This is a genomic window from Caballeronia humi, from assembly GCF_001544475.1.
Lineage (GTDB): Bacteria > Pseudomonadota > Gammaproteobacteria > Burkholderiales > Burkholderiaceae > Caballeronia > Caballeronia humi.
On record NZ_FCNW02000017.1, the window covers coordinates 92659 to 116167 of the forward strand.

The 23509-nt window shown below is 64.2% G+C and carries 25 protein-coding genes; 18 read left to right on the forward strand and 7 right to left on the reverse strand.

Annotated elements, in window-relative coordinates:
* Positions 1-8 precede the first annotated feature (8 nt).
* The 5 genes from AWB65_RS17320 to AWB65_RS17340 form a co-directional block, all read right to left on the reverse strand.
* Entirely contained in the window at positions 9-791 is a 783-nt protein-coding gene (locus AWB65_RS17320) for a peptidylprolyl isomerase (RefSeq protein WP_087668321.1), read from the reverse strand.
* An 88-nt stretch (positions 792-879) separates the two neighbouring features.
* On the reverse strand, positions 880-1197 hold the full coding sequence (locus AWB65_RS17325) for a BolA family protein (protein WP_087668322.1): 318 nt from the start codon (positions 1195-1197) through the stop codon (positions 880-882).
* Positions 1194-1730: a septation protein A gene (locus tag AWB65_RS17330; protein WP_087657538.1), complete on the reverse strand. Its 537-nt coding sequence runs from the start codon at positions 1728-1730 to the stop codon at positions 1194-1196. The genes AWB65_RS17325 and AWB65_RS17330 overlap by 4 nt, the downstream gene beginning before the upstream one ends.
* 110 nt (positions 1731-1840) lie before the next feature.
* On the reverse strand, positions 1841-2263 hold the full coding sequence (gene msrB, locus AWB65_RS17335; protein ID WP_087668323.1) for a peptide-methionine (R)-S-oxide reductase MsrB: 423 nt from the start codon (positions 2261-2263) through the stop codon (positions 1841-1843).
* 57 nt (positions 2264-2320) lie between these two features.
* Entirely contained in the window at positions 2321-3895 is a 1575-nt protein-coding gene (locus AWB65_RS17340; protein WP_087668324.1) for a protein adenylyltransferase SelO, read from the reverse strand.
* A gap of 113 nt (positions 3896-4008) precedes the next feature.
* Between AWB65_RS17340 and AWB65_RS17345 the strand changes: the two genes are divergently transcribed.
* The 9 genes from AWB65_RS17345 to AWB65_RS17385 all read left to right on the forward strand — a co-directional run bounded on the left by AWB65_RS17345 (position 4009) and on the right by AWB65_RS17385 (position 13537).
* Complete coding sequence (locus tag AWB65_RS17345) at positions 4009-5679, forward strand: 3-(methylthio)propionyl-CoA ligase (RefSeq protein ID WP_087668325.1); 1671 nt, start codon at positions 4009-4011, stop codon at positions 5677-5679.
* Between the two features lie 190 nt (positions 5680-5869).
* Positions 5870-7954, forward strand: a complete 2085-nt coding sequence (locus AWB65_RS17350; protein ID WP_087668326.1) for a 3-hydroxyacyl-CoA dehydrogenase NAD-binding domain-containing protein — start codon at positions 5870-5872, stop codon at positions 7952-7954.
* Positions 7955-7963: 9 nt separating this feature from the next.
* Entirely contained in the window at positions 7964-8593 is a 630-nt protein-coding gene (pncA, locus tag AWB65_RS17355) for a bifunctional nicotinamidase/pyrazinamidase (protein WP_087668327.1), read from the forward strand.
* A gap of 30 nt (positions 8594-8623) precedes the next feature.
* Positions 8624-9802, forward strand: a complete 1179-nt coding sequence (locus tag AWB65_RS17360; protein ID WP_087668328.1) for an acetyl-CoA C-acyltransferase — start codon at positions 8624-8626, stop codon at positions 9800-9802.
* 69 nt (positions 9803-9871) lie between these two features.
* Positions 9872-10174: a Dabb family protein gene (locus AWB65_RS17365; RefSeq protein ID WP_087668329.1), complete on the forward strand. Its 303-nt coding sequence runs from the start codon at positions 9872-9874 to the stop codon at positions 10172-10174.
* A 7-nt stretch (positions 10175-10181) separates the two neighbouring features.
* Positions 10182-10652, forward strand: coding sequence for a PaaI family thioesterase (locus tag AWB65_RS17370; protein ID WP_087668330.1), 471 nt, complete (start codon positions 10182-10184; stop codon positions 10650-10652).
* A 27-nt stretch (positions 10653-10679) separates the two neighbouring features.
* On the forward strand, positions 10680-11678 hold the full coding sequence (locus tag AWB65_RS17375; RefSeq protein ID WP_087668331.1) for an NADP-dependent oxidoreductase: 999 nt from the start codon (positions 10680-10682) through the stop codon (positions 11676-11678).
* A gap of 19 nt (positions 11679-11697) precedes the next feature.
* The gene (locus AWB65_RS17380) at positions 11698-12576 is read left to right on the forward strand and encodes an SDR family oxidoreductase (protein ID WP_087668332.1); all 879 of its coding nucleotides are present in this window, start codon (positions 11698-11700) and stop codon (positions 12574-12576) included.
* A gap of 4 nt (positions 12577-12580) precedes the next feature.
* The gene (locus AWB65_RS17385; protein ID WP_087668333.1) at positions 12581-13537 is read left to right on the forward strand and encodes an alpha/beta hydrolase; all 957 of its coding nucleotides are present in this window, start codon (positions 12581-12583) and stop codon (positions 13535-13537) included.
* A 5-nt stretch (positions 13538-13542) separates the two neighbouring features.
* On the opposite strand, the gene AWB65_RS17390 is transcribed toward AWB65_RS17385, so the two are convergent.
* Together AWB65_RS17390 and ygfZ are read right to left on the reverse strand one after the other, a co-directional pair.
* Positions 13543-14370, reverse strand: coding sequence for an NRDE family protein (locus tag AWB65_RS17390; protein ID WP_087668334.1), 828 nt, complete (start codon positions 14368-14370; stop codon positions 13543-13545).
* Positions 14371-14376: 6 nt separating this feature from the next.
* A complete protein-coding gene (gene ygfZ, locus AWB65_RS17395; RefSeq protein WP_087668335.1) occupies positions 14377-15351 on the reverse strand; it encodes a CAF17-like 4Fe-4S cluster assembly/insertion protein YgfZ in 975 nt (324 codons plus the stop codon).
* 77 nt (positions 15352-15428) lie between these two features.
* On the opposite strand from ygfZ, the gene mltG reads away from it, so the two are divergent.
* The 9 genes from mltG (at position 15429) to otsA (ending at position 23450) form a co-directional block, all read left to right on the forward strand.
* Entirely contained in the window at positions 15429-16439 is a 1011-nt protein-coding gene (gene mltG, locus AWB65_RS17400; protein WP_087668359.1) for an endolytic transglycosylase MltG, read from the forward strand.
* On the forward strand, positions 16439-17059 hold the full coding sequence (tmk, locus tag AWB65_RS17405; RefSeq protein WP_087668336.1) for a dTMP kinase: 621 nt from the start codon (positions 16439-16441) through the stop codon (positions 17057-17059). The genes mltG and tmk overlap by 1 nt, the downstream gene beginning before the upstream one ends.
* A 5-nt stretch (positions 17060-17064) precedes the next feature.
* Entirely contained in the window at positions 17065-18096 is a 1032-nt protein-coding gene (locus AWB65_RS17410) for a DNA polymerase III subunit delta' (RefSeq protein WP_087668337.1), read from the forward strand.
* A gap of 15 nt (positions 18097-18111) precedes the next feature.
* The gene (locus tag AWB65_RS17415; RefSeq protein WP_087668338.1) at positions 18112-18618 is read left to right on the forward strand and encodes a GNAT family N-acetyltransferase; all 507 of its coding nucleotides are present in this window, start codon (positions 18112-18114) and stop codon (positions 18616-18618) included.
* A gap of 19 nt (positions 18619-18637) precedes the next feature.
* Positions 18638-19450, forward strand: coding sequence for a TatD family hydrolase (locus AWB65_RS17420; RefSeq protein WP_087668339.1), 813 nt, complete (start codon positions 18638-18640; stop codon positions 19448-19450).
* Positions 19443-20165 carry an ankyrin repeat domain-containing protein gene (locus tag AWB65_RS17425; protein ID WP_087668340.1) on the forward strand — a complete coding sequence of 241 codons (723 nt, stop codon included), beginning with the start codon at positions 19443-19445 and terminating at the stop codon, positions 20163-20165. The genes AWB65_RS17420 and AWB65_RS17425 overlap by 8 nt, the downstream gene beginning before the upstream one ends.
* A gap of 62 nt (positions 20166-20227) precedes the next feature.
* Positions 20228-20584: a Rap1a/Tai family immunity protein gene (locus AWB65_RS17430; RefSeq protein ID WP_087657557.1), complete on the forward strand. Its 357-nt coding sequence runs from the start codon at positions 20228-20230 to the stop codon at positions 20582-20584.
* A gap of 134 nt (positions 20585-20718) precedes the next feature.
* Complete coding sequence (locus tag AWB65_RS17435; protein ID WP_087668341.1) at positions 20719-21978, forward strand: mechanosensitive ion channel family protein; 1260 nt, start codon at positions 20719-20721, stop codon at positions 21976-21978.
* An 86-nt stretch (positions 21979-22064) separates the two neighbouring features.
* A complete protein-coding gene (gene otsA / locus AWB65_RS17440; protein ID WP_087668342.1) occupies positions 22065-23450 on the forward strand; it encodes an alpha,alpha-trehalose-phosphate synthase (UDP-forming) in 1386 nt (461 codons plus the stop codon).
* The last annotated feature ends 59 nt before the right edge of the window (positions 23451-23509 follow it).

Genomic DNA, 23509 nt, shown 5'->3' on the forward strand with positions numbered 1-23509 from the left:
CGGGTGACTTACTTCACCACCGCCTTCTGCCGCAGCCCTTCCTCATACGACTGCAGCTTCTCCTGCTGAATCTGCTGCGCGATCTGCGGCTTCACCTGCTCCAGCGGCGGCGGCGGAGTCTCACGCGAATCATCGAGACGAATGATGTGCCAGCCGAACTGCGTTTTCACCGGTTCCGGCGTCACTTCACCCTTCTTGAGCTTCTGCGCGGCAGCGCCGAATTCAGGCACATAAGCCTGCGGGCTCGACCAGTCCAGATCGCCGCCGTTCTTGCCCGATCCCGGGTCCTTCGAATATTCCTTCGCCAGATCCTCGAAGCTCGCGCCCGCCTTGATCTTCGCGATCAGATCCTTCGCCTGCGCTTCGTCCTCGACGAGGATGTGATGCAGATGCAGTTCCTTGCCGCCGCCCGCCTGCTTCACGAGCTCGTCGTAGCGCGCCTTGATCTCGGCATCGGTCGGCGCGTGGGTCTTCACGAAGTCTTCGATCAGCGCGCGCAGCACCACTGTCTGCTGTGCGACGGCGAGTTGCGCCTTCACGTCCGGACGCATCGCGATGCCGCGACGATTCGCTTCCTGCATCAGGATTTCGCGATTGATGAGTTCCTCACGCACGGCCGCCTGCAATTGCGGCGAGTCCTTCTGACCCTGCTGGACGAGCTGGCCGACGAGCGCGTTCGCACGCGCAGTCGGAATCGGCGTGCCGTTCACGACGGCGATGTTTTGCGCGTAAGCGGGCACCGCCGCGAACGCAGCCAGCAACACCCAGAGACGGGTTTTTTTCAAAGTCATCGGAAGTTCCTAATCAGGCAAAACATGCCCTGCGAGGCGAGTTAAAAAAACGGGTGGAGGCAACAAAAATCGGAAACTGCGGGGACGATCATTCGAACTGTTGTGAGAATTCTTCGGGCGTATAAGCCTTGATCGCGAGCGCATGAACGCCGCGCCGCATCTCCTCGGCCAGCGCATCATACACCAGCCGGTGCCGCGCCACGCGGGGCTTGCCGGCAAATTGCGCCGAGACGATCGTCACCGTATAGTGGCTTCCCGATGCCGCTCCGGCGTGACCCGCATGGGCGGCGCTGTCGTCTTCGATGTGAAGGGAAACAGGCGCAAGCGCCGTGTTCAGACGCGCTTCGAGATGCGCGATCTTGTCCGCAGCGGAGGCGCTCATGAAGTCGCCCAGATGATGAGTCATCGCTCGTCCTCCTTCATGTGTTTGGCGAGCCACAGGCTTTGCAGCACGATGAACACGAACAGGCACCCGGTCGCGCCGAAGAGCTTGAAGTTCACCCACTGGTCGGTCGTGAAGTTGTACGCGACGAACAGATTGACGATCCCGAGAATCGCGAAGAACACTGCCCACGCGATGTTCAACTGTCCCCACACGCGATGCGGCAGCACGATCTGCTTGCCCATCATCGCTTCGATCAGGTTTTTCTTGAAGGCGAGCTGCGAGATGATCAGCGCGACCGCGAATAGCCAGTAGAGCGCGGTAGGCTTCCACTTGATGAACGTGTCGTTGTGCAGCACGAGCGTCGCGCCGCCGAACACGACGACGACGCCAAGGCTCACCCACAGCATTGCATCGACCTTGCGATGCCGGAACGCAACCCACGCGATCTGCACGAGCGTGGCCACGATGGCGACCGCGGTCGCCGTGTAGATGCCCCAGATCTTGAATGCGACGAAAAAGAGAATGATCGGGAACAGATCGAACAGAAATTTCATGGGCGTTCGGACGAGGAGGACGTGAGCTTGAAAAGCACGCGTCGTTCGCCATGAGCTTTCAGGCCCGTGCGAACGACGCGTGCAGGTCGACCGGCGTGCGGTCGCGGGGATTACTTGGGTTCGAATTGTAGCGCAGCCGAGTTGATGCAATAGCGCAGGCCGGTCGGCGCGGGGCCGTCCTCGAACACGTGGCCGAGGTGCGCGCCGCAATTCTTGCACTGCACTTCGATGCGCAGCATGCCGTGCGCGCGGTCCGTTTTCTCCGCGATCACTTCGCCGTTGATCGGCTTGAAGTAGCTCGGCCAGCCGCAACCGGCGTCGAACTTGGTGTCGGATTCGAAGAGCGGCGTGCCGCAGCAGACGCAATCGTAGACGCCGCGTTCGGTGTGGTCCCAGTACTCGCCGGTGAACGGCCGCTCGGTGGCGGCGTGGCGCGTGACCTGATACTGGATGTCGGACAGTTCCCGGCGATACGTCTCGTCGTCCTTTTGCAGCGGGGCCGCGCCTTCGCGGGTGAGGTCGTCTCTGTTCATATCAATCCTTTCGTCTTTATTGATCGGCCTGGGTGGCTAGCTGATATATGGGCGCTTTCAGGAAGAACAACTCACTTCCAGATCGCTCGCCCAGTCGGGCGGCAGGCCCGCGTATGACTCGAATTCGGGTTGCTCGTCGAACGGATGCGTCAGCACTCGCAGCAGGCGCTCGACTTCCGAGAAATCCTTCTCCCTCGCCTGACGGATCGCCTGCTCGGCCAGGTGATTGCGCAGCACGTACTTCGGATTCACGCGATTCATGGCGGCCGCGCGCGCTTCGTCGCTTTGCGTTTCGTGGGACAGCCGTGCGCGATAGTCGTTCGCCCACGCATCGAAGGCGGCGCGGTCGAGAAAGAGGTCGCGCACGGGCGCATCGTTCGATGCATCCGTCTTCGACAGCTTCGCGAGATTGCGGAACGTCAGCGTGAAATCGGCGCGGTTGGCGTGCATCGCTTCCAGCAGGGCGTTGGCGAGCTTGTCGTCGCCTTCGCGTGTCTCGGCCAGACCGAGTTTTGCGCGCATCTTGGATTCGAGCGCCGGCGCGAAGCGCGTCTTGAAGCCTTCGAGCACGCGCTGCGCGTCTTCGATCACGCGTTCTGCGCGGCCTTCCTCGGGATACTGGGCGCCAAAGAGCGGCACGAGCGCCTGCGCGAGACAGAAGAGATTCCAATAGCCGACCTGCGGCTGGCGGCTGTACGAATAGCGTCCCTGCGTATCGGAGTGGTTGCAGACGTGATGCGCGTTGAAGCCGTCCATGAAACCGAACGGGCCGTAGTCGATCGCGAGGCCCAGGATCGACATGTTGTCGGTGTTCATCACGCCGTGGCAGAAGCCGACTGCCTGCCAGTCCGCCATGAGGTCGGCCGTGCGCAGCGTGACTTCCGAAAGCAGCGCGAGATAAGGATCGTCGGCCTCGCGGCACTGCGGATAGAAGCGGTCGATCACGTGATCGGCGAGCGCCTTCAGCTCGTCCACGCGATCGTTCGAATAGAAATGCTCGAAGTGCCCGAAGCGCACGAAGCTCGGCGACACGCGCGTGACGATCGCCGAAGTCTCGATGGTTTCGCGGCGGATCGGCAGGTCCGAGCCGATGACGCACAGCGCGCGCGTCGTCGGGATGCCGAGGTGATGCATCGCCTCCGAACACAGAAACTCGCGGATCGACGAGCGCAGCACCGCGCGGCCATCGCCCATGCGCGAATACGGCGTGCGTCCCGCGCCCTTGAGTTGCAGCTCGAAGCGCTCGCCGTTGTGTTCCACTTCGCCGAGACCGATCGCGCGCCCGTCGCCCAGTTGGCCCGCCCACACGCCGAACTGATGGCCCGAATAGACGGTTGCGTACGGAAGCTGATCCGCGGGCCAGTCGCGCGTCGGATTGCCTGCGAAGAACTCGGCGAACGCGGGTTCGCGCGCGAGCGCCGGATCGATTCCCAACCGCTGCGCGGCATCGGCGGAAACAGCGACGAGATAAGGATCGGGGACGGGCACGGCCGGCAGGCGCGTGAGGAACGCGGTGCCGAGTTGAACGAACGCGTCGGGGCGGCCGATATCGATCGCGGCCGCCAGTTCTTCCATCGAGAGAGCGTCGGCCGAATCGGCTCGCACGGCATTGCTGGTTCGGGAAAACGACATATTGAGCGCCTCTGGGTTAAACGATATTGTAAGTCCGCGCCCGCGGGCCTGCAGGAGCCGCGCGGCATAAGCCTTGCGCACTTCCGAAGCCCGCATCAACGAGGACATTGCCCATGACGTCGCCGCTTTACGGCCAGATGATGGATGTACCGCTGCTCGCTTCGTCGCTGTTGTCTCACGCCGCGCGGCATTTCGGCGATACGGAGATCGTGTCGCGCCGTATCGAAGGCGATATCCACCGCTATACCTACCGCGATTGCGAGAAGCGCGCGAAGCAACTTGCGCAGGCGCTGATCGCGCTGGGCGTGGAACCCGGCGACCGCATCGGCACGCTCGCGTGGAACGGCTACCGGCATCTCGAGTGCTATTACGGCACGACCGGCATGGGCGCCGTGTGCCACACGATCAACCCGAGGCTTTTCCCGGACCAGATCGCCTTCATCATCGATCATGCCGACGACGCCTACGTCTGCTTCGACATGACCTTCGCGCCGCTCGTCGACATCATCGCGCCGCAGTGTCCGAAGGTGAAAGGCTGGATCGCGCTCGGCGATGCGTCGTGTATCGGCGAGCATCTCGGCCAGTATCTCGGCAACATGGAGCAGCCGGTGCTGAGCTACGAAACGCTCGTCACCGCGCAGGACGGCAACTACGAATGGCCGCAGTTCGACGAGCGCACGGCATCGTTTCTCTGCTACACGTCGGGCACGACCGGCAATCCGAAGGGCGCGCTCTATTCGCATCGATCGACGGTGCTGCATGCCTACGGTGCCGCGCTCCCCGACGCGATGGGCGCCTCGTCCAGCGATTCGATCCTGCCCGTCGTGCCGATGTTTCATGTCAACGCGTGGGGCATTCCGCACGCGGCGCCGCTCGTCGGCGCGAAGCTTGTGTTTCCGGGCAAGGACCTCGACGGCAAATCGCTCTACGAACTGATGGAAAGCGAAGGGGTCACGTATTCGGCGGGCGTGCCGACCGTGTGGCTCGCGCTTCTCAACTACATGAAGCAGGCGGACGTGCGGTTTTCGACGCTCAAGCGCACGGTGATCGGCGGCTCCGCGTGTCCGCCGGCGATGCTGCGCACGTTTGAAGACGACTACGGCGTCGAGGTGATCCACGCCTGGGGCATGACGGAGATGTCGCCGCTCGGCACGCTTGCGCGCCTGAGCTGGAAGCAGAAGCAGCGCTCGCCCGATGAACAGCGCGCCTCGCGGGAGAAGCAGGGGCACGTGATCTTCGGTGTCGATATGAAAATCGTCGGAGAGGAGGGTCAAGAACTGCCGTGGGATGGCCGCGCATTCGGCGATCTCTACGTGCGCGGTCCGTGGGTGATCGACCGTTATTTCCGGCGCGATGAGTCGCCGCTCGTCGACGGGTGGTTTCCGACCGGCGACGTATCGACCATCGACGCCGACGGCTTCATGCACATCACCGACCGCAGCAAGGACGTGATCAAGTCGGGCGGCGAGTGGATCAGTTCGATCGACCTGGAGAACATCGCGGTGTCGCATCCGCAGGTGGCCGAGGCGGCGTGCATCGCGTGCTCGCATCCGAAGTGGACGGAGCGGCCGCTGATCGTCGCGGTTTTGCGCCCGGACGCGACGCTGACGCGCGACGAACTGCTCGCGTACTACGACGGCAAGGTCGCAAAATGGTGGGTCCCGGACGACGTCGTCTTCGCCGACGAACTTCCGCACACCGCCACGGGCAAGCTGCAAAAGCTGCGGCTGCGCGAGATTTATCGTAACCACGTGTTGCCGGACGTCGCCGAGAAGGCTGTCTGATTTATCTCGTCTCGGAACCGGGCCGCGCTCGAAGGCCCGGGTAAATCCCCATCCTCGATTATCCGCACAAAATTGAACGATCGTTCTCTTTTGTGTATTCTGACGCGGTCGCTCAAAATAACCCGAGACACCTTGACGCCTGGGACCCTTTCGGTCACGGGCGCACTCGCATCGCATGGAGGCAGACGAAATGGCAGTGGATTACGCAGTCCGCGACGGCATCGCCGTCATCACGCTCGACAACCCGCCGGTCAACGGCCTGGGGCATTCCACGCGGCTCGGGATCGTGGAAGGCATCGAGCGGGCGCGCGGCGATGCGTCGGTGAGCGCCGTCGTCATTACGGGCGCTGGCCGGGCGTTTTCCGGCGGCGCCGACATCACCGAATTCAACACGCCGAAAGCGACGCAGGAGCCGACGCTGCACACCGTCATCAAGGCGGTCGAGGGCAGCGCGAAGCCGGTCGTCGCGGCGATTCACAGCGTCGCGATGGGCGGCGGCCTGGAACTCGCGCTCGGCGCCCACTTCCGCGTGGCCGCGCCGGGCGCGCAGATCGCGCTGCCCGAAGTGAAGCTCGGTATTCTGCCGGGCGCGGGCGGCACGCAGCGCCTGCCGCGCGCGGTCGGCCTCGAAACCGCGCTGAACATGATCGTGTCGGGCGCGCCGGTGTTGTCCGAGAAGCTCGCGGGCACGGCATTGTTCGACCGCATGGCCGAAGGCGATCTCCTCGACGACGCCGTTGCGTTTGCAAAGCAAGTCGGCGCGCAAGATGGTCCGCATCCGAAGGTGCGCGATTCCACCATCAAGCATCCGAACGCCGAGGGCTTCATCCAGTTCGCACGCAACAGCGTCGCGACGATCGCGAAGGACTTTCCGGCGCCGCACAAGTGCATCGATGCAATCGAGGCCGGGGTCAAGAACGGCTTCGAGCGCGGCCTCGCCTTCGAGCGCGAATGCTTTCTCGCGCTCGTGCAGACGCCCGAGAGCCGCGCGCTGCGGCACGCGTTCTTCGGCGAGCGCGCGGCGGGCAAGATCGCCGACGTGCCGTCGAGTACGCCAGTGCGCACGATCGCGCGCGTCGGCGTGATCGGCGCGGGGATGATGGGCGGCGGCATCGCGATGAACTTCGTCAACGCGGGGCTGCCCGTCACGCTGCTGGAGACGAAGCAGGACGCGCTCGAGCGCGGCGTCGCGACGATTCGAAAGAACTTTGAAGCGCAGGTGAAGAAGGGCAAGCTCACGACGGAGAAGGTCGAAGAGCGGATGGCTTTGCTTAAGCCCACGCTCGCTTACGACGATCTGGCCGAAGCCGATCTCATCATCGAAGCCGTGTTCGAGGAACTCGGCGTGAAGGAACAGGTTTTCAGGAAGATCGATGAAGTCGCGAAGCCGGGCGCGATCCTCGCATCGAACACGTCGACGCTCGATTTGAACGCCATCGCCGCGTTCACGAAGCGTCCCGAGGACGTGGTCGGCATGCACTTCTTCAGCCCGGCGAACGTGATGAAACTGCTCGAAGTCGTGCGCGGCGAGAAGACCGCGAAGGACGTGCTCGCCACCGTCATGCAGGTCGCGAAGAAGATCAAAAAGACCGCGGTGGTCTCGGGCGTGTGCGACGGTTTCATCGGCAACCGGATGATCGAGCAGTACGTGAGGCAGGCGCTTTTCATGCTCGACGAAGGCGCGCTGCCCGCGCAGATCGATCGCGCGATCGAGAAGTTCGGCTTCGCGATGGGACCGTTCCGCATGAGCGATCTCGCGGGCAACGATATCGGCTGGGCGATTCGCAAGCGGCGCTATCAGGAACAGCCGGAGCTGCATTACTCGCGTATCGCGGATCGCCTGTGCGAGGCCGGACGCTTCGGCCAGAAGACGGGCGGCGGCTGGTACGACTACAAAGCGGGCGAACGCAACGCATTGCCGTCGAAACTCGTCGACGACATGATCGTCGCGCATTCGAAGGAGCTGGGCGTCGAGCGCCGGAAGATCTCCGACGATGAAATCGTCGAGCGGCTCGTGTTTTCGCTCGTCAACGAAGGCGCGAAGATTCTGGATGAAGGGATCGCGTCGAAGGCATCGGACATCGACATGGTGTATCTCACCGGCTACGGCTTTCCGCTCTATCGCGGCGGCCCGATGCTGTACGCCGATACGGTCGGCCTCTACAACGTCGAGCGCGCGATGCGCAAGTATGCCGCGCGGCCGAACGGCGATGCCTGGGCACCGGCCAGGCGCGTGACGGAGCTTGCGTCGCAAGGCAAAGGCTTCACCAGCTAAGGATCCGCGATGAAAGGCGCAGACGAAGTCCTGCTCGCAGTCGACGTTCAATACGATTTCATGCCCGGCGGCGCACTCGCGGTCGCGCGCGGCGACGAGATCGTGCCTGTCGTCAATCGTTTGGCCCGCGAGTTTTCGCATGTCGTGCTGACGCAGGACTGGCATCCGCGCGGCCACGTTTCGTTCGCGGCCAATCACGCGGGCCGCGCGCCTTTCGAGACGATGACACTGCCGTACGGCGAGCAGGTGCTTTGGCCGGTGCATTGCGTGCAGGACACCGAAGGCGCGGCGCTGCATCGCGATCTTCATGTGCCGCATGCGCGGCTAGTGATCCGCAAGGGCCATCACAGCGATGTGGACAGCTATTCGGCCTTCGTCGAAGCCGATCGCGTGACGCCGACGGGCCTCACCGGCTATCTGCGCGACGTGGGCGTCACGCGCGTCTATTTGTGCGGCCTCGCGACCGACTATTGCGTCGCGTGGTCCGCGCTCGATGCGCGCCGCGCGAGATTCGATGTGACGGTGATCGAAGACGCGTGCCGTGCGATCGACCTGGGCGGGTCGCTGGCGAAAGCGTGGGAAGACATGACGGCGGCGGGCGTCGAGCGCATCGAATCGAGCGCTCTTTTCGCGTGCTGATGCCAAATAAATCTTGAAGCAGGAGACAACATGACTGACGCGGTAATCGTATCGACAGCACGCACGGGCCTCGCCAAATCCTGGCGCGGCGCGCTCAACATGACGCACGGCGCGACGCTTGGCGGCCACGTGACGAAGGCCGCCGTCGAGCGCGCGGGGATCGATCCGGCGCGCATCGAGGACGTGATCATGGGATGCGCGAACCCTGAGGGCGCGACGGGCGCGAACATCGCGCGGCAGATCGCGCTGCGGGCGGGCTTGCCCGTCACGGTGCCGGGGATGACGGTGAACCGCTTCTGCTCGTCGGGCTTGCAGACGATCGCGCTCGCGGCGCAACGCGTGATCGCGGGCGAGGGTGATGTTTTCGTCGCCGGCGGTGTCGAGTCGATTTCATGCGTGCAGAACGAGATGAACCGTCACATGCTGACCGATGGCTGGCTGCTCGAGCACAAGCCAGAGATCTACTGGTCGATGTTGCAGACGGCGGAGAACGTCGCGAAGCGTTATGAGATTTCGCGCGAGCGGCAGGACGAGTACGGCGTGCAGTCGCAACAGCGTGCTGCGGCGGCGCAGGCGGCCGGGCGGTTCAATGACGAGATCGTGCCGATTACGGTGCTCGCGGGCGTCGCGGACAAGGCTTCGGGGCGGCTGTTCACGAAGGAAGTGACGCTGTCGGCCGATGAAGGCATCCGCGCGGACACGACGCTCGAAGGCGTATCGAAGATTCGGACCGCGATGCCGGGCGGGGTCGTCACGGCGGGGAACGCGAGCCAGTTTTCAGATGGGGCGTCTGCTTGCGTCGTGATGAACGCCGCGGTCGCGGAGCGGGAAGGATTGCAACCGATGGGGATTTTTCGCGGGTTCGCGGTGACGGGCTGTGAGCCGGATGAGATGGGGATCGGGCCGGTTTTCGCCGTGCCGAAGCTTTTGAAGCAGGCGGGGTTGAAGGTCGGTGATATCGATCTTTGGGAACTGAACGAGGCGTTTGCCGTGCAGGTGATTTATTGCCGCGACAAGCTGGGGATTCCCAATGAGCGGCTGAATGTGAATGGCGGAGCGATTGCGGTCGGGCATCCGTATGGGGTTTCCGGGGCGCGGCTTACCGGGCACGCGTTGATTGAAGGGAGGCGGCGGGGGGCGAAGTTTGTGGTCGTCACCATGTGTATTGGCGGGGGGCAGGGAGCGGCGGGGTTGTTCGAGGTGGTTTGAAGCGGTTCCCTCAAACGTGCGTATCGAGCTTTTTTGATACGCTTGGGCCTCAACCAAAAAGGACCCGCCATGCTCCGTCACATCGTCATGTGGAAACTGAAAGAAACCGCCCAAGGCGCCGACAAAGCGGAAAACGCGCAAAAGCTGAAGACCACGCTGGAAACCTGCCGCAGCATCGTCCAAGGCCAGGGCCATTTCGAAGTGGGCATCGGCCAGAACTTGCCGGGCTCCACCTTCGACGTCGTCCTCGTCTCCGACTACGACGACGCCGCTGCCCTCGACGCCTACCAGAAGCACCCGAAGCACGTCGCGATCAAGGACTTCGTGGCGAGCGTCGTCGAAGGGCGCCAGTGCGTCGACTACGAAGTCTGACCGAGACATGCCCGAAGAACGCAAAGACCCGGCCATCGAAAGCCCCTTCGTCGACGGCCTCGGCGTCCAGCTCGTCAAAGCCGCCGACGGCGCAAGCGAAGTCCTCATCCCGCTCGCCGAGGGCCACCTGAACACATGGGGCATCGCGCACGGCGGCGTCACGATGACGCTCGCCGACGTCGCGCTCGCGATGGCCGCGCGCAGTCTCGCGGGCGACGGGATCGGCGTCGTCACGGTCGAGATGAAGGTCAACTTCATGCAGCCGGGCCGTGGCGAACTGCGTGGCTTCGGCCGCGTGCTGCACCGCTCGACCACGATGGCCTATTGCGAAGGCGAAATCCGCGACAGCGAAGGCCACTTCGTCGCGAAGGCGCTCGGCACGTTCAAGTACCTGAAGCGGCTCGCCGTCGGCCGCGATATCGTGCGCCAGAAACTGCGCACCGATCCCGCCGCGAAACCCGGCCCGAGCGACGCGTAACCCTCCAACCGCTTTGAGGAGCCAAGCATGACCGAGCTCAACCGACAAATCCTGCTGGTCTCGCGTCCGGAAGGCGAGGCGAGCGTGGACAATTTCAAACTCGTCGAAACACCGCTGCGGCCGCTCGAAGACGGCCAGGTGCGCGTGCGCAATCACTACTTGTCGCTCGATCCGTACATGCGCGGCCGCATGAGCGACGCGAAATCCTATGCGCCGCCGCAGCCGCTGAACGAAGTGATGATCGGCGGGACCGTGGGTGTCGTGATCGAGTCGAAACATCCGAAGTTCAAGGCGGGCGACAAGGTCGTCGGCGGCTTCGGCTGGCAGGAATTCGGCACGTCCGACGGCACGGGCCTCAAAATCGTCGACGATACGCATGTGCCACTCTCGGCCTATCTGGGCGCGGTCGGCATGCCCGGTGTCACCGGCTGGTATGGCCTGAATCGCGTGATCGAGGCGAAAGCCGGCGAGACGATCGTCGTGAGCGCGGCGAGCGGCGCGGTCGGCGGAGTCGTCGGGCAACTGGCGAAGGCGGCGGGTTGCCGCGCGGTCGGCATCGCGGGCGGGGAGGACAAGTGCCGCTACGTCGTCGAATCGCTCGGATTCGATGCGTGCGTCGACTACAAGGCGGGCAACCTGTACCAGGACCTGAAAGCGGCCACGCCCGATGGCGTCCACGGTTATTTCGAAAACGTCGGCGGCGACGTGCTCGACGCGACCCTCGCGCGGATGAACGCGTTCGGGCGCATCGCGGTGTGCGGGATGATCGCGGGCTACGACGGCCGGCCGCTGCCGATCAAGAATCCGCGCATCATCCTGACGCAACGGTTGAAGCTGCAAGGCTTCATCGTCAGCGAGCATCTCGACATATGGCCTGAAGCGCTCAAGGAACTCGGCGGAATGGTCGCGCAGAAGAAGCTGCATTTCCGGGAGAGCATCGCCGTCGGTCTTGAAAATGCGCCGGACGCATTTCTCGGGCTGCTCAAGGGCCGCAATTTCGGCAAGCAACTCGTCAAGCTGATCTAGGCACAGGAGCGACAACAGCGTGGACCAGTTCGAAGGCAAGGTCGCGGTGATCACCGGCGGCGCCAGCGGCTTCGGCCGCGAGTTCGCGATTCAAGGCGCGTCGCTCGGCATGAAGCTCGTGCTCGCCGACGTCGATGCCCGCGCGCTCGCGGAAACCGTCGAGATGCTGCGGGCGTCGGGCGCGGAGGCGATCGGCGTGCCGACCGACGTCTCCGATGCAACTCAAGTCGATGCCCTCGCGAAAGCCACGCTCGATACCTTCGGTGGCGTGCATCTGCTTTTCAACAACGCGGGCGTCGGCGCGGGCGGCTTCGTCTGGGAGAACAGCGCGAACGACTGGCAGTGGGTCTTCGGCGTGAACGTGATGGGCGTCGCGAACGGGCTGCGCGCGTTCACGCCGCTCATGCTCGCGCAGAACGAACCAGCGCACATCGTGAACACGGCGTCGGTCGCGGGGCTGCTCGCGGCCCCCGCGATGGGCGTCTACAACGCGTCGAAACACGCGGTCGTCGGGTTGACGGAAACGCTTTATCACGATCTGCGGATCGCGGGCGGGCAGGTCGGCTGCTCGCTGCTGTGTCCGGCGTTCGTGCCGACGGGCATCGCGAACGCCGAGCGCGTGCGGCCCGACACGCTGCGCAACGACGCGCCGCTCACCGCATCGCAGAAACTCGCCGGCCGGCAACTGACGAAAGCGGTGCAGGGCGGACGGCTTTCGGCCCGCGAAGTCGCCGCGCTCACCTTCGATGCGATCCGCGAGCGCCGTTTCTACGTGATCACGCATCCGAACATCATGGCATCGGTGCAACTGCGCCTCGACGATATCGCGCAACTGCGCAATCCGACCGATCCGCTGTCGCTCAAGCCCGAAGTAAAACCGGGCGATACGCCGCACTAAAACGATGCCGCTCAATCCAAAGATCGCGCAGATTCTGGAGATGGTCGCGCGCGCGAAGCGTCCGCCGTATCACACGCTGACAGCGCAGGAAGCGCGCGCCGCGTACGCGATGAGCGCGCAGATTCTCGACATCGCACCGAAGCCGATGTTCGACGTTCAGGACATCGATATCCCGACGCGCGACGGCGCCAAGATCCGCACGCGTCTCTACTTTCCGTTCGAGCCGACATGGACGCAGCCGGCGCCAGCGCTCGTGTTCTTTCATGGCGGCGGCTTCACGGTCGGCGGGATCGACACGCACGACGCGCTCTGCCGCAAATTCGCGTGCGATGCGGGCTGCGTCGTGGCATCGGTCGATTACCGGCTTGCGCCGGAGCACAAGTTTCCGGTCGCCGTAGACGATGCGTTCGACGCCTTGACGTGGCTGCACGCCGAAGCCGAAACGCTCGGCATCGATCCGGCACGGCTGGCCGTCGGCGGGGATAGCGCGGGCGGCACGCTCGCGACCGTCTGCGCCGTGCTCGCGCGCGACGCGGGCATTGCGCTGCGGCTGCAATTGCTGATCTACGCGGGCGTGAGCGCGCGTCAGCAGACGGAATCGCACAGGCGCTTCGCCGAAGGTTTCCTGCTGTCAGGCGAGACGATCCAGTGGTTTTTCGAGCAATACCTGAACGACGACAGCGATCGCGACGACTGGCGCTTCGCCCCGCTCGATGCGGCGCGCGGCCAGCCTAACTACGAAGGCGTCGCGCCCGCATGGATCGGGGCGGCGGACCACGATCCGCTCTTCGACGAAGACGTGGCGTACGCGCGAAAACTCGCCGATGCGGGCGTTTCGGTGACGCTCAAACGCTACGAAGGGATGATCCACGAGTTCTTCAAGATGGGCGGCTTCGTGCCGGAAGTCGCCGACGCTCACGCCGATGCGGTCGCCGCGCTGCGCTCGGCGCTGGCTGCATAACAGGCTCAAGCGCCTATATCGAATGCAAAGCTCCGCTCGAACGCGCCTGGACGCACGACGCGATGCGAGCCGTCGTCGTCGCTGCGTTCCTTGATTTCGAGCGATAACCCATCGTCGAAGGCGAAGACGCGCAGTGCCGTCGTGCTGCGCGTGCCGTATTCCGGCGTCTCGATAAACGCCGCCGACAGCACGCGCTCACGCTCGATCGAAATGCCGGTCGACGGCAGCAGGTCGTCGTTGGCGATGCCCGGATCGCGCAGGGTCTCGATCAGCACGTCGAGCGACGGCTGTTCGTCCAGATGGATGAGGTCGCACAATGCGTCGCGCTGGGCGACGAGCTTCGGCCACGGCGTGTTCAGCAAGCTGTTCGAGAGACCATGCACGCCCGGCTCCAGCAACAACGGCGGCGCATCGGCGCGATTGCCGTACCAGCCGAGCTCGTGTCGCGTGAAATCGCCGACGAGCAGGTTGAAGCCGTTGTATCGATCGCCATCGCGGGCCACGCGGCGCAGGTAATCGAGCGGCGCGACAGGAGCATCAGCGAGGAAATCGCTGACCAGCGCGCCGCGCGTCGGCGCATCGGGGCGCACTTCGCTAGGCGCGCGATAGTTCGTGAGCGCAGCGAAACGGCCGTCGCGCGTGACACCGAGCCAGGTGCCGCCGCCCGTCAGGTCGCGTCCGGCGAGCATGTTCGGCGCGTCGTCCCACCAGTGCAACGGCTCCGTTTCGCGCCGAAAAAACTCGTCGCGATTCGCGGAGAGCGTCAGAAGCGGACGATTACCGCCGCTCGAACGATGCGCTTCGGGCTGCCAGTCGAAGACAATCAGGCACATGGTGCGTCAGGCGTCGGAGGGAAAAGCGTAGGGCAGAGGCAGGAAGGTGAGCGCCGGGCCGCTCGCCGATCCAACGTGCACCGAGCCGTTATCGAGCGCGGCGAGCTTGATCTCGACCAGACAATCGACGCCGCCGTTTTCCGCCAGTGCCACGTTGATGACAAGGCCACTCGGCTGGCCGGGGTCGTCGCTATGGAAGACTTCGTCGCCGGGCGCGGCCGCTTCCGCGTGCGCGAGCGCCGTGCGCCGCTTGATCGTGCCGCGATACTGGCTGCGCGCGACGATCTCCTGTCCCGGATAGCAGCCTTTCTTGAAATTGACGCCGCCGAGCACGTCGAAGTTGACCATCTGCGGGACGAACTGCTCGGAAGTCGCCTGCGTGATGCGCGGCTCGCCCGCGTGAATGTCCAGCCAGTCCCAGAGTTCGGGCGACGCGCGCGTGAGCTTCGCGTCGAGCTTCTCCAGATGCGCCTCGATCTCGGCTTTCGGCCCGACCCAGAGAAAACGCGGACGGTGCGCAGCATCCGGCACGCGGATCAGCGCGCCGTGCGGACCTTCCACTTTCACGTGCACGCCGTCGGGCAGCGCATCGAAAATGCCGGAGAGCGCCGCGCGCACATCGCCCGCGAAGCCGATCGCGCCGACTTCCGCCGTTACGTCGGCGAGTTTCGCCTTCGCGCGCAGCACGAACATCGAGAGTCGCTTTTGCACCGGCGCCTGCACGTCGTGCGCGATCAGGAGACGCACCGCATCGCCGGTGCGCCACATCAGGAACGACGCCAGCAGACGCCCCTTCGGCGAGCAATAGCCGGCAAGACGCGCCGTCGATGCATCGAGATGCTGGACGTCGTTGGTCAGTTGCGTGTGGAGGAAGCTGGCGGCGTCGTCACCCTTGACGTCGATGACGCCGAACTGCGTGAGCGGCATGAACGCGCCCGCTGTGTGCACGGCGGTAAATCCGGAAGTATCGGGGGAATTCATGGAGTGTGCTTGCAGTCGATATGACTTTGGCTGAGGCGAACAAGTATTATATGGGGTCTATCTCAAGCGTGTTCCGCATGTCCCTTTTGAAGAAATGCTTCATCGCGATGGTCCTGGCCGTCGTGCTCGTGATCGCGCTTGCTGGCGGCATGTACTACTGGGCGACGTCGCCCGTCAAGCTCGCCACGCCGCAGCTCGATGTCACCATCAAGCCCCACAGTAGCCTGCGCAGCGTCAGCATCCAGTTGAACCGTGGCGGCGTCCCCGTCGAGCCTGAGCTCTTCGTGCTGATGACGCGCGCGCTCGGCCTGGCCTCCCAACTGAAGTCGGGCAACTACGAGTTCAAGAGCGGCATCACGCCGTACGAGGTGCTGCAAAAGATCGCGCGCGGTGACGTGAACGAATATGTCGCGACCGTCATCGAAGGCTGGACGCTGCAGAAAATGCGCGCCGAACTCGACGGCAATCCGGCCCTCACGCACGACACCGCCGGCATGAGCGACACGGATTTGCTGAAGGCGATCGGCGCGCCGGAAGTGTCGAAGGCATCGGCGGAAGGGCTCTTTTTCCCCGACACCTATCTCTTCGACAAGAACACGAGCGATCTCGCCGTGTACAAGCGCGCATACCGGCTGATGCAGCAGCGCCTCAACGAAGCGTGGGCGACGCGCGCGCCGGACCTGCCTTACAAGACGCCTTACGACGCGCTGATCATGGCGTCGATCGTCGAAAAGGAGACGGGGCGCGCAGCGGACCGGCCGCTCGTCGCGGCGGTGTTTGCGAACCGGCTGAAGATCGGCATGCCGCTGCAGACCGACCCGACCGTGATCTACGGCCTCGGCCCGGCGTACGGCGGCCGTCTGAAGAAAAAGGACCTGCAAACGGACACTCCGTACAATACCTACACGCGCAACGGCCTCCCGCCGACGCCGATCGCGCTGCCCGGCGTCGCCGCGCTCACCGCGACGATGAACCCCGCGTCGAGCACGGCGCTCTACTTCGTGTCGCGCGGCGACGGCAGCAGCATCTTTTCCGACAATCTCGGCGAGCACAACAAGGCCGTCGACAAGTACATCCGGGGTCAATGATGGTGCGCGGCAAATTCATCACGTTCGAAGGCATTGACGGCGCGGGCAAGACGACCCATCTCGACTGGTTCCGCGGCCGACTCGAAGCGCGCGTGGCGGCGAGCGGCCGGTCGGTCGTCATGACGCGCGAGCCGGGCGGAACCGCGCTTGGCGAAACCCTGCGCGGCATCCTGCTGAACCAGCCGATGGACCTCGAAACCGAAGCGCTTCTGATGTTTGCCGCGCGCCGCGAGCATCTGGCGCAGGTGATCGAGCCGGCGCTCGCGCGCGGCGACTGGGTGCTTTCCGACCGTTTCTCCGATGCGACGTTCGCGTATCAGGGCGGCGGCCGGGGCCTGCCTCGCGACAAGCTGGAAGCACTGGAGCGTTGGGTGCAGGGCGGTTTTCAGCCGGACCTGACCGTGCTCTTCGACGTGCCGACGGCCACCGCCAGCGAACGGCGCGGCGCGGCGCGTGCGCCGGACAAGTTCGAAAGCGAGTCGGAGGCGTTTTTCAACCGCACGCGCGATGAATATCTCCGGCGCGCGGAAGAATCGCCGGAGCGTTTCGTGATCGTCGATGCAACGCGCTCCATCGGAGAGATTCAGAAAGTACTCGAAGAAGTTGTCGCAAGCATCTGAAAAATATGATTTATCCTTGGCAAAACGATGACTGGTCCCGGCTTCAGCAATTGCGCGCGCAGTGGCCGCACGCGCTCCTGCTGCACGGCGAAGGCGGCATAGGCAAACTGAAGTTCGCGCAGCATCTCGCGCAGGGGTTGCTCTGCGAGTCCGCGCAGCCGAACGGCGAGCCGTGCGGCAAGTGCGCCGCATGCCTCTGGTTCAGTCAGGGCAATCATCCGGACTACCGGGCGGTCGTGCCGGAGGCGCTCGCGGGTCTGGTCGGCGCGACTGATACGAACGCCGACGAAAAAGCCGATTCCGACGAAGGCAAGAAAACGCGCACGCCGAGCAAGGAGATCAAGATCGAGCAGGTGCGCGCGCTGCTCGGCTTCTGCGGGGTCGGTTCACATCGCGGCGGAGTGCGCGTCGTGCTGCTGTATCCGGCCGAGGCGCTCAACATCGCTGCGGCGAACGCGCTCCTGAAAACGCTGGAAGAACCGCCGTCGGGCGTGGTGTTCCTGATGGTGTCGGCCCGCGTGGATCGCCTGCTGCCGACCATCATCAGCCGCTGCCGCCAGTGGCCTATGTCGTTGCCGCAACCGGCGACAGCCATCGCGTGGCTCGCCGCGCAAGGCGTCGACGATCCGGCCGCGCTTCTCGCCGAAGCAGGCGGCGCACCGCTCAACGCGCTCGCGCTCGCCTCCGACGAAAACCGGCCGCTGCGCGATTTCACGCTGGCGCAGCTCGCGGCCGGCCCGAAGTGTGACGCCTTTGCGTGCGGCGAGAACCTGCAGAAGCTGCCGGTGCCGATGGTGCTCGGCTGGTTGCAGCGCTGGCTTTACGACCTGCTCGCGCAACGCACGGCTGGGCGCCCGCGTTATTTTCCGAACGCGTCGAAGGCGCTGGAGCGCTGTGCCGCCCAGACCGATGCCGCCGCGCTCGCCCGCTACATGAAGACGGTCACGCGCCAGCGCGCGGTGGAGAACCATCCGCTGAACGCGCGGCTCGTTTTCGAAGAGCTTTTTATCGGTTATCGCGACGTTTTCGCGACTTGATTCCGCCTGTCATCCATGAGCCTGATTTACCGCGACGCCACACTCGACGATCTTCCCGCCATCGTCGCCATCTATAACTCGACGGTGCCCTCGCGCCAGGTCACCGCCGATCTCGATCCGGTCACGGTCGAAAGCCGTCTCGCGTGGTTTCACGCGCACGGCCCGCACGCGCGCCCGCTGTGGGTGGTCGAAGAGGGAGGCAAGGTCATCGCGTGGCTGAGTTTTTCCGACTTTTACGGCCGTCCGGCCTATTCGCGCACGGCGGAAGTCAGCATTTATCTTGACGAAAGCGCGCGCGGCAAAGGCTTGGGTAAGAAACTTCTACAAGCGGCGCTGGAAAAAGCGCCCGAGCTTCGGATCGATACCGTGCTCGGCTTCGTGTTCGGACATAACGCGCCGAGCGTGAGGCTATTCGAGGGCTTCGGCTTCGAGCCGTGGGGCACGCTGCCGCGCGTGGCGGTGCTCGACGGCATCGAGCGCGATCTCGTGATCCTCGGCCGGCGCCTCGATACGCTGCACTGAGCCACACACAGGAACGCCCATGTTTGTCGATTCGCATTGCCACATCAATTTCGAGGGTCTCGCCGACCGCATGCCCGAAGTGCTCGCGAAAATGCGCGAGCAGCAGGTCACGCATGCGCTTTGCGTTTCCGTCGATCTGGAGACGCTGCCTTCGGTGCTCGCGCTCGCGGAGCAGTACGAGAACATCTACGCGTCGGTGGGCGTGCATCCGGACCACGAAGACGCCGAGGAGCCGAGCGTCGAGCAACTGGTCGAGCTGGCGTCGCACCCGAAAGTGGTGGCGATCGGCGAGACCGGGCTTGATTATTACCGGCTGGAAGGCCGCAGCCTCGCCGATATGGAGTGGCAGCGCGAACGCTTTCGCACGCATATCCGCGCCGCGCACGCGACGGGCAAGCCGCTGATCGTGCACACGCGGTCGTCGTGGGAGGACACGCTGCGGATCATGCGGGAAGAGCGCGCGAGCGTGCCCGGCGGCGTGATGCATTGCTTTACCGAGCCGTGGAACGTCGCCGAACCGGCGCTCGCGCAGAACTTTTACATCTCGCTGTCGGGCATCGTTACGTTCAAGAACGCGAAGGACGTGCACGACGTCGCGCAGCGCGTGCCGCTCGAACGGCTTCTGATCGAAACCGATTCGCCCTATCTCGCGCCCGTGCCGTATCGCGGCAAGCCGAATGAACCTGCGTACGTGAGTTATGTCGGACGTTTCATCGCGCAATTGCGCGAGATGCCCGACGAAGCGCTCGCAGAAGCGACCACCGACAACTTCTTCAAGCTCTTCAAGATCCCGCGCCCCGCCACTCAAGCAACTCAAGGCTCACATGAATAATTCATCGCTGAAATCCGCTTCGTCCAATCGTGCGCGCAGTCTTTTCGCGGGCGTTCTGCTGGCCGCCACGGCGATTGGCACCCCGGCGTTCGCCGCACCCGCCGACACGCTGATCAAAGCCGTCAAGTTCGACGACGATTCCGGCGTCAAAAAGCAGCTTGCGCAGGGCATGGACCCGAATCTCGTCGACAACACGGGCGCGCCGCTCCTCGTGATCGCCGCGCGCGAGAAGTCGGACAAGGTCGGCCAGGTCCTCGCCGACAACCCGAAAACCGATCTCGAGAAGCTCGACACCGCCGGCGAAAACGCGATGATGCTCGCGGCGCTCAACGGCGACGCCAAGTTCGTGAACCTCCTGATCGCGAAGGACGCCGAGGTCAACAAGAAAGGCTGGACGCCGCTGCACTACGCGGCGACCAACGGCCACGACGACGTCGTAAAGATCCTCATCGACCATTCGGCCTATATCGACGCCGGTTCGCCGAACGGCACGACGCCGCTGATGATGGCGGCGCGCGGCGGCCATCTGTCGACGGTGAAACTGCTGCTCGACGAAGGCGCCGACCTGCGCGTGAAGAACCAGATCGGCATGACGGCCATCGATTTCGCGAAGCAATACAACGCGAAGGACGTCGCGGAAGGGCTGCAGGCGCGTCTCGACTCGATGCCAGCCGCCGCAAGCGCTCCGCAAAGCGGCACAAACGGTGCAAAATAGCGCAGTCGCCGGGCGGGGAGCCGCATCGATCCGGCCTCCAATCAACTAGAAAAAGGAACGCCATGCTGCGGTTCTTCGTGATGGCCAGTGTCCTGGCGGCGCCGCTCAGCGCGGCGGCGTTCACGGGCAACGACCTGAACAAGCTTTGTATCAAGACCGATACCGTTTCGCGCAGCGCGTGCGCTGCCTATATTGAGGGCGCGGCGGACGGCATCTACAACACAATCGAGGCGATCGGGGGAACCTCCGGCCCGCAGGTGGGCCAGTATTTTTGCCTGCCGGTGGATGTGAAGCCGCAGCAACTCACCGACGCGGTGCGCAAGTACATCGCCGACAACCCCGACAAGGCCGGCTTCAACGCGACGACGATGGTGTCGCTCGGGCTCGGCAAGGCGTTTCCCTGCAAGGCGGAGCGCTGAGCGCACGGCGCAACTGAAGAGGTTGCACCCGTTGTGGCCGGTCCGCGTGACCGGCCGTTTGTTTTTCAGGCTTCGAATCCGGTGCCCTGAACCGTCGTATCCACCTTCCCGACGAGGCTGATTCCACGACGCTCATGATCTCCTTCGACGAATTCCTCCGCATCGCCGAAGCCCCCCTGCGTACCTGGCCGGGCGCGCTCGGCGTTGCGGCGCTCGGCGTGGTGTTCGCGCTTGGTGTCCATCGCGTGGGCGCGCGCATTCTCACACGCATCGCGCGGCCGTACCCGCTGATGAGCGTCGTGCTGCGTTACATCAACAAGCCCGCGCTCGTTCTGCTGATCATCCTCGCGCTCGCCTTCGTGATCTTCGAGGCGCCCGACACGCTGCCGCTCATCGGCGTGCTGCGCGACCTGGCGACGGTCGCGCTGATCGGCGCGCTGACGTTCCTCGCGGTGCGTTCGGCGGGCGCGGTCGGCGAAGCGATCGTGCAGGCACATCCGCTCGATACCGAGAACAACCTCCACGCGCGCCGCATGCACACGCAGGCGCGCGTGCTGGCGCGCTCGGTGATGGTGGTGATCGTGATCATCGGAATCGGCGGGGCGCTGATGTCGTTTCCGAGCGTCCGGCAGATCGGCGCGAGTCTACTGGCGTCGGCGGGTGTCGCTGGGCTAGTTGCAGGTATCGCCGCGCGCCCGGTGCTCGGCAACCTGATCTCTGGATTGCAGATCGCGCTTTCGCAGCCGATCCGGCTCGACGACGTCGTCGTGATTCAGGGCGAGTGGGGACGCGTCGAGGAAATCACGGGCACGTACGTGTCGATCCGCATCTGGGACCAGCGGCGGCTGATTGTGCCGCTGCAATGGTTTATTGAGAACCCATTCACCAACTGGACGCGCAACAGCTCCCAAATCATCGGAACAGTGTTCTTCTACGTCGATTACCGGATGCCGCTCGCGCCGCTGCGCGAGGAGCTGGAGCGCATACTGGAACACGCGCCCGAGTGGGACGGCCGCGTGCAGGTGCTGCAAGTCACCGACGCCACCGAACGGTCGATGCAACTGCGCGTGCTCGTCAGTTCGTTCGATTCAGGCCTGAACTGGGATTTGCGCTGCCGCGTGCGCGAAGGCTTGATTGGTTTCGTGCAGGCGGCTTATCCGCAATTCCTGCCGCGCACGCGGGCGGATTTGTCGAATGATCGGGAGCATGTGGAATTCGCGCCGCCCCTCGATCGGACCGGGCCGTCGATGCCTTCGGGCAAGGTGGCGAGCACGGCGAACACCGCCGCCGATCCCGTCGCAAGCCGCGGCGAGCGATCAGGCCCCGATCCTGCGGCGCATTCGGCGGCATCGACGGCGCCCGGAGCTTCGACCAGGAACGGCCAGCGCCGATAAAAACGAAACCCCGAGCCGTTTTTCAGGTCGATCAAGACGCACACGCCTGCGGACGCGCGGGATCAAACGAAAGAGAGGAGCAATTCATGAGTCGCCTGGTTGTCGTATCGAATCGCGTTGCCACGCCCACCGAAACGAAGGGATCGGCGGGCGGGCTTGCCGTCGGCGTGTTCGGCGCGCTGAAGGACAGCGGCGGCGTCTGGTTCGGCTGGAGCGGCGACGTGGTGAGCGAAAGCGTGGCGAACTCCGGGCCGACGCTCGTCGAGGACGGCGCGGTCACCTTCGCGACCGTCGGCCTGCCGAAGAAGGACTACGACCAGTACTACCGCGGCTTTTCGAACGCGACCCTCTGGCCGGTCTTCCACTATCGCAACGATCTGGCCGTCTACGATCGCGACGAATACGCTGGGTATCGACGCGTGAATTCGTGGCTCGCGCACAAGGCGATCAAGCTGCTGCAACCCGACGACGTCATCTGGGTTCACGACTATCACCTGATTCCGTTCGCCGAGGCGCTGCGTTCTGAAGGCGTGACGAATCGAATGGGATTTTTCCTACACATTCCGTTTCCGTCGCCGCAAATTCTGCTGAACATCCCGCCGCATGCGGAACTCGTGAAGTCGCTGTGCTGCTATGACGTCGTCGGCTTTCAGACGGAGGGCGACCAGATCGCGTTCCACGATTACGTCGTGCGGCACGCAAATGGCAAGGCGACGCCCGACGGTCACGTCGAGGCGTTCGGGCGCACGCTGAAGACGGGCGTGTACCGCATCGGCGTGTTCCCCGACGAAATCGCCGAACAGGCCGAGCGCGGCGAAGCGCGGCAGGACGTCATGGACCTCAAGCAGAGTCTGGAAGGGCGCAAGCTGATCATGAGCGTCGACCGGCTCGATTATTCGAAGGGCCTCGTCGAGCGGTTTCGGGCGTTCGAGCATTTCCTGGAGAAGTCGCCGGAGTGGCGCGGCAACGTCACGCTCGTGCAGATCGCGCCGCCGACGCGCTCCGATGTCGACACATATCAACAAATCCGCCAGAACCTCGAATACGAAGCGGGGCGCATCAACGGCCGTTACTCGGGCCTCGACTACACGCCGATCCGCTATCTGAATCAGCGGTACGACCGCTGGAAGCTGATGTCACTGTTCCGCGAATCGCAGATCGGCCTCGTCACGCCGTTGCGCGACGGCATGAATCTCGTCGCGAAGGAATACGTCGCCGCGCAGAATCCTGACGATCCGGGCGTTCTCGTGCTGTCGCAATTCGCCGGCGCCGCCGACGAAATGACGGGCGCGCTGTTGGTGAACCCGCACGACATCGTCGGGATGAGCGAGGCGATCGGGCGCGCGCTCTCGATGCCGCTCGCCGAGCGCCAAGAGCGTTATCAGACGAATATGACGGCATTACGCAAAAACGATCTCGGCGTTTGGCGCGACACCTTCCTGGCCGATTTGCGCGGCGTTCCATCGAAATAACGCGACGTAAGCGCACTCCTGCGAATGTTTCCCGGATGTAACAGCGTAGTTCAAATGAA

What these genes read in the sequence shown, in the direction of transcription:
- otsA (WP_087668342.1), top strand. Translation starts at nt 22,065, where the DNA reads ATGAGTCGCCTGGTTGTCGTATCGAATCGCGTTGCCACGCCCACCGAA.
- AWB65_RS17325 (WP_087668322.1), bottom strand. Translation starts at nt 1,197, where the DNA reads ATGACTCATCATCTGGGCGACTTCATGAGCGCCTCCGCTGCGGACAAG.
- AWB65_RS17420 (WP_087668339.1), top strand. Translation starts at nt 18,638, where the DNA reads ATGTTTGTCGATTCGCATTGCCACATCAATTTCGAGGGTCTCGCCGAC.
- msrB (WP_087668323.1), bottom strand. Translation starts at nt 2,263, where the DNA reads ATGAACAGAGACGACCTCACCCGCGAAGGCGCGGCCCCGCTGCAAAAG.
- AWB65_RS17370 (WP_087668330.1), top strand. Translation starts at nt 10,182, where the DNA reads ATGCCCGAAGAACGCAAAGACCCGGCCATCGAAAGCCCCTTCGTCGAC.
- AWB65_RS17345 (WP_087668325.1), top strand. Translation starts at nt 4,009, where the DNA reads ATGACGTCGCCGCTTTACGGCCAGATGATGGATGTACCGCTGCTCGCT.
- AWB65_RS17375 (WP_087668331.1), top strand. Translation starts at nt 10,680, where the DNA reads ATGACCGAGCTCAACCGACAAATCCTGCTGGTCTCGCGTCCGGAAGGC.
- AWB65_RS17415 (WP_087668338.1), top strand. Translation starts at nt 18,112, where the DNA reads ATGAGCCTGATTTACCGCGACGCCACACTCGACGATCTTCCCGCCATC.
- AWB65_RS17330 (WP_087657538.1), bottom strand. Translation starts at nt 1,730, where the DNA reads ATGAAATTTCTGTTCGATCTGTTCCCGATCATTCTCTTTTTCGTCGCA.
- AWB65_RS17350 (WP_087668326.1), top strand. Translation starts at nt 5,870, where the DNA reads ATGGCAGTGGATTACGCAGTCCGCGACGGCATCGCCGTCATCACGCTC.
- pncA (WP_087668327.1), top strand. Translation starts at nt 7,964, where the DNA reads ATGAAAGGCGCAGACGAAGTCCTGCTCGCAGTCGACGTTCAATACGAT.
- AWB65_RS17435 (WP_087668341.1), top strand. Translation starts at nt 20,719, where the DNA reads ATGATCTCCTTCGACGAATTCCTCCGCATCGCCGAAGCCCCCCTGCGT.
- ygfZ (WP_087668335.1), bottom strand. Translation starts at nt 15,351, where the DNA reads ATGAATTCCCCCGATACTTCCGGATTTACCGCCGTGCACACAGCGGGC.
- mltG (WP_087668359.1), top strand. Translation starts at nt 15,429, where the DNA reads ATGTCCCTTTTGAAGAAATGCTTCATCGCGATGGTCCTGGCCGTCGTG.
- AWB65_RS17385 (WP_087668333.1), top strand. Translation starts at nt 12,581, where the DNA reads ATGCCGCTCAATCCAAAGATCGCGCAGATTCTGGAGATGGTCGCGCGC.
- AWB65_RS17360 (WP_087668328.1), top strand. Translation starts at nt 8,624, where the DNA reads ATGACTGACGCGGTAATCGTATCGACAGCACGCACGGGCCTCGCCAAA.
- AWB65_RS17320 (WP_087668321.1), bottom strand. Translation starts at nt 791, where the DNA reads ATGACTTTGAAAAAAACCCGTCTCTGGGTGTTGCTGGCTGCGTTCGCG.
- AWB65_RS17425 (WP_087668340.1), top strand. Translation starts at nt 19,443, where the DNA reads ATGAATAATTCATCGCTGAAATCCGCTTCGTCCAATCGTGCGCGCAGT.
- AWB65_RS17430 (WP_087657557.1), top strand. Translation starts at nt 20,228, where the DNA reads ATGCTGCGGTTCTTCGTGATGGCCAGTGTCCTGGCGGCGCCGCTCAGC.
- AWB65_RS17340 (WP_087668324.1), bottom strand. Translation starts at nt 3,895, where the DNA reads ATGTCGTTTTCCCGAACCAGCAATGCCGTGCGAGCCGATTCGGCCGAC.
- AWB65_RS17390 (WP_087668334.1), bottom strand. Translation starts at nt 14,370, where the DNA reads ATGTGCCTGATTGTCTTCGACTGGCAGCCCGAAGCGCATCGTTCGAGC.
- AWB65_RS17410 (WP_087668337.1), top strand. Translation starts at nt 17,065, where the DNA reads ATGATTTATCCTTGGCAAAACGATGACTGGTCCCGGCTTCAGCAATTG.
- AWB65_RS17365 (WP_087668329.1), top strand. Translation starts at nt 9,872, where the DNA reads ATGCTCCGTCACATCGTCATGTGGAAACTGAAAGAAACCGCCCAAGGC.
- tmk (WP_087668336.1), top strand. Translation starts at nt 16,439, where the DNA reads ATGGTGCGCGGCAAATTCATCACGTTCGAAGGCATTGACGGCGCGGGC.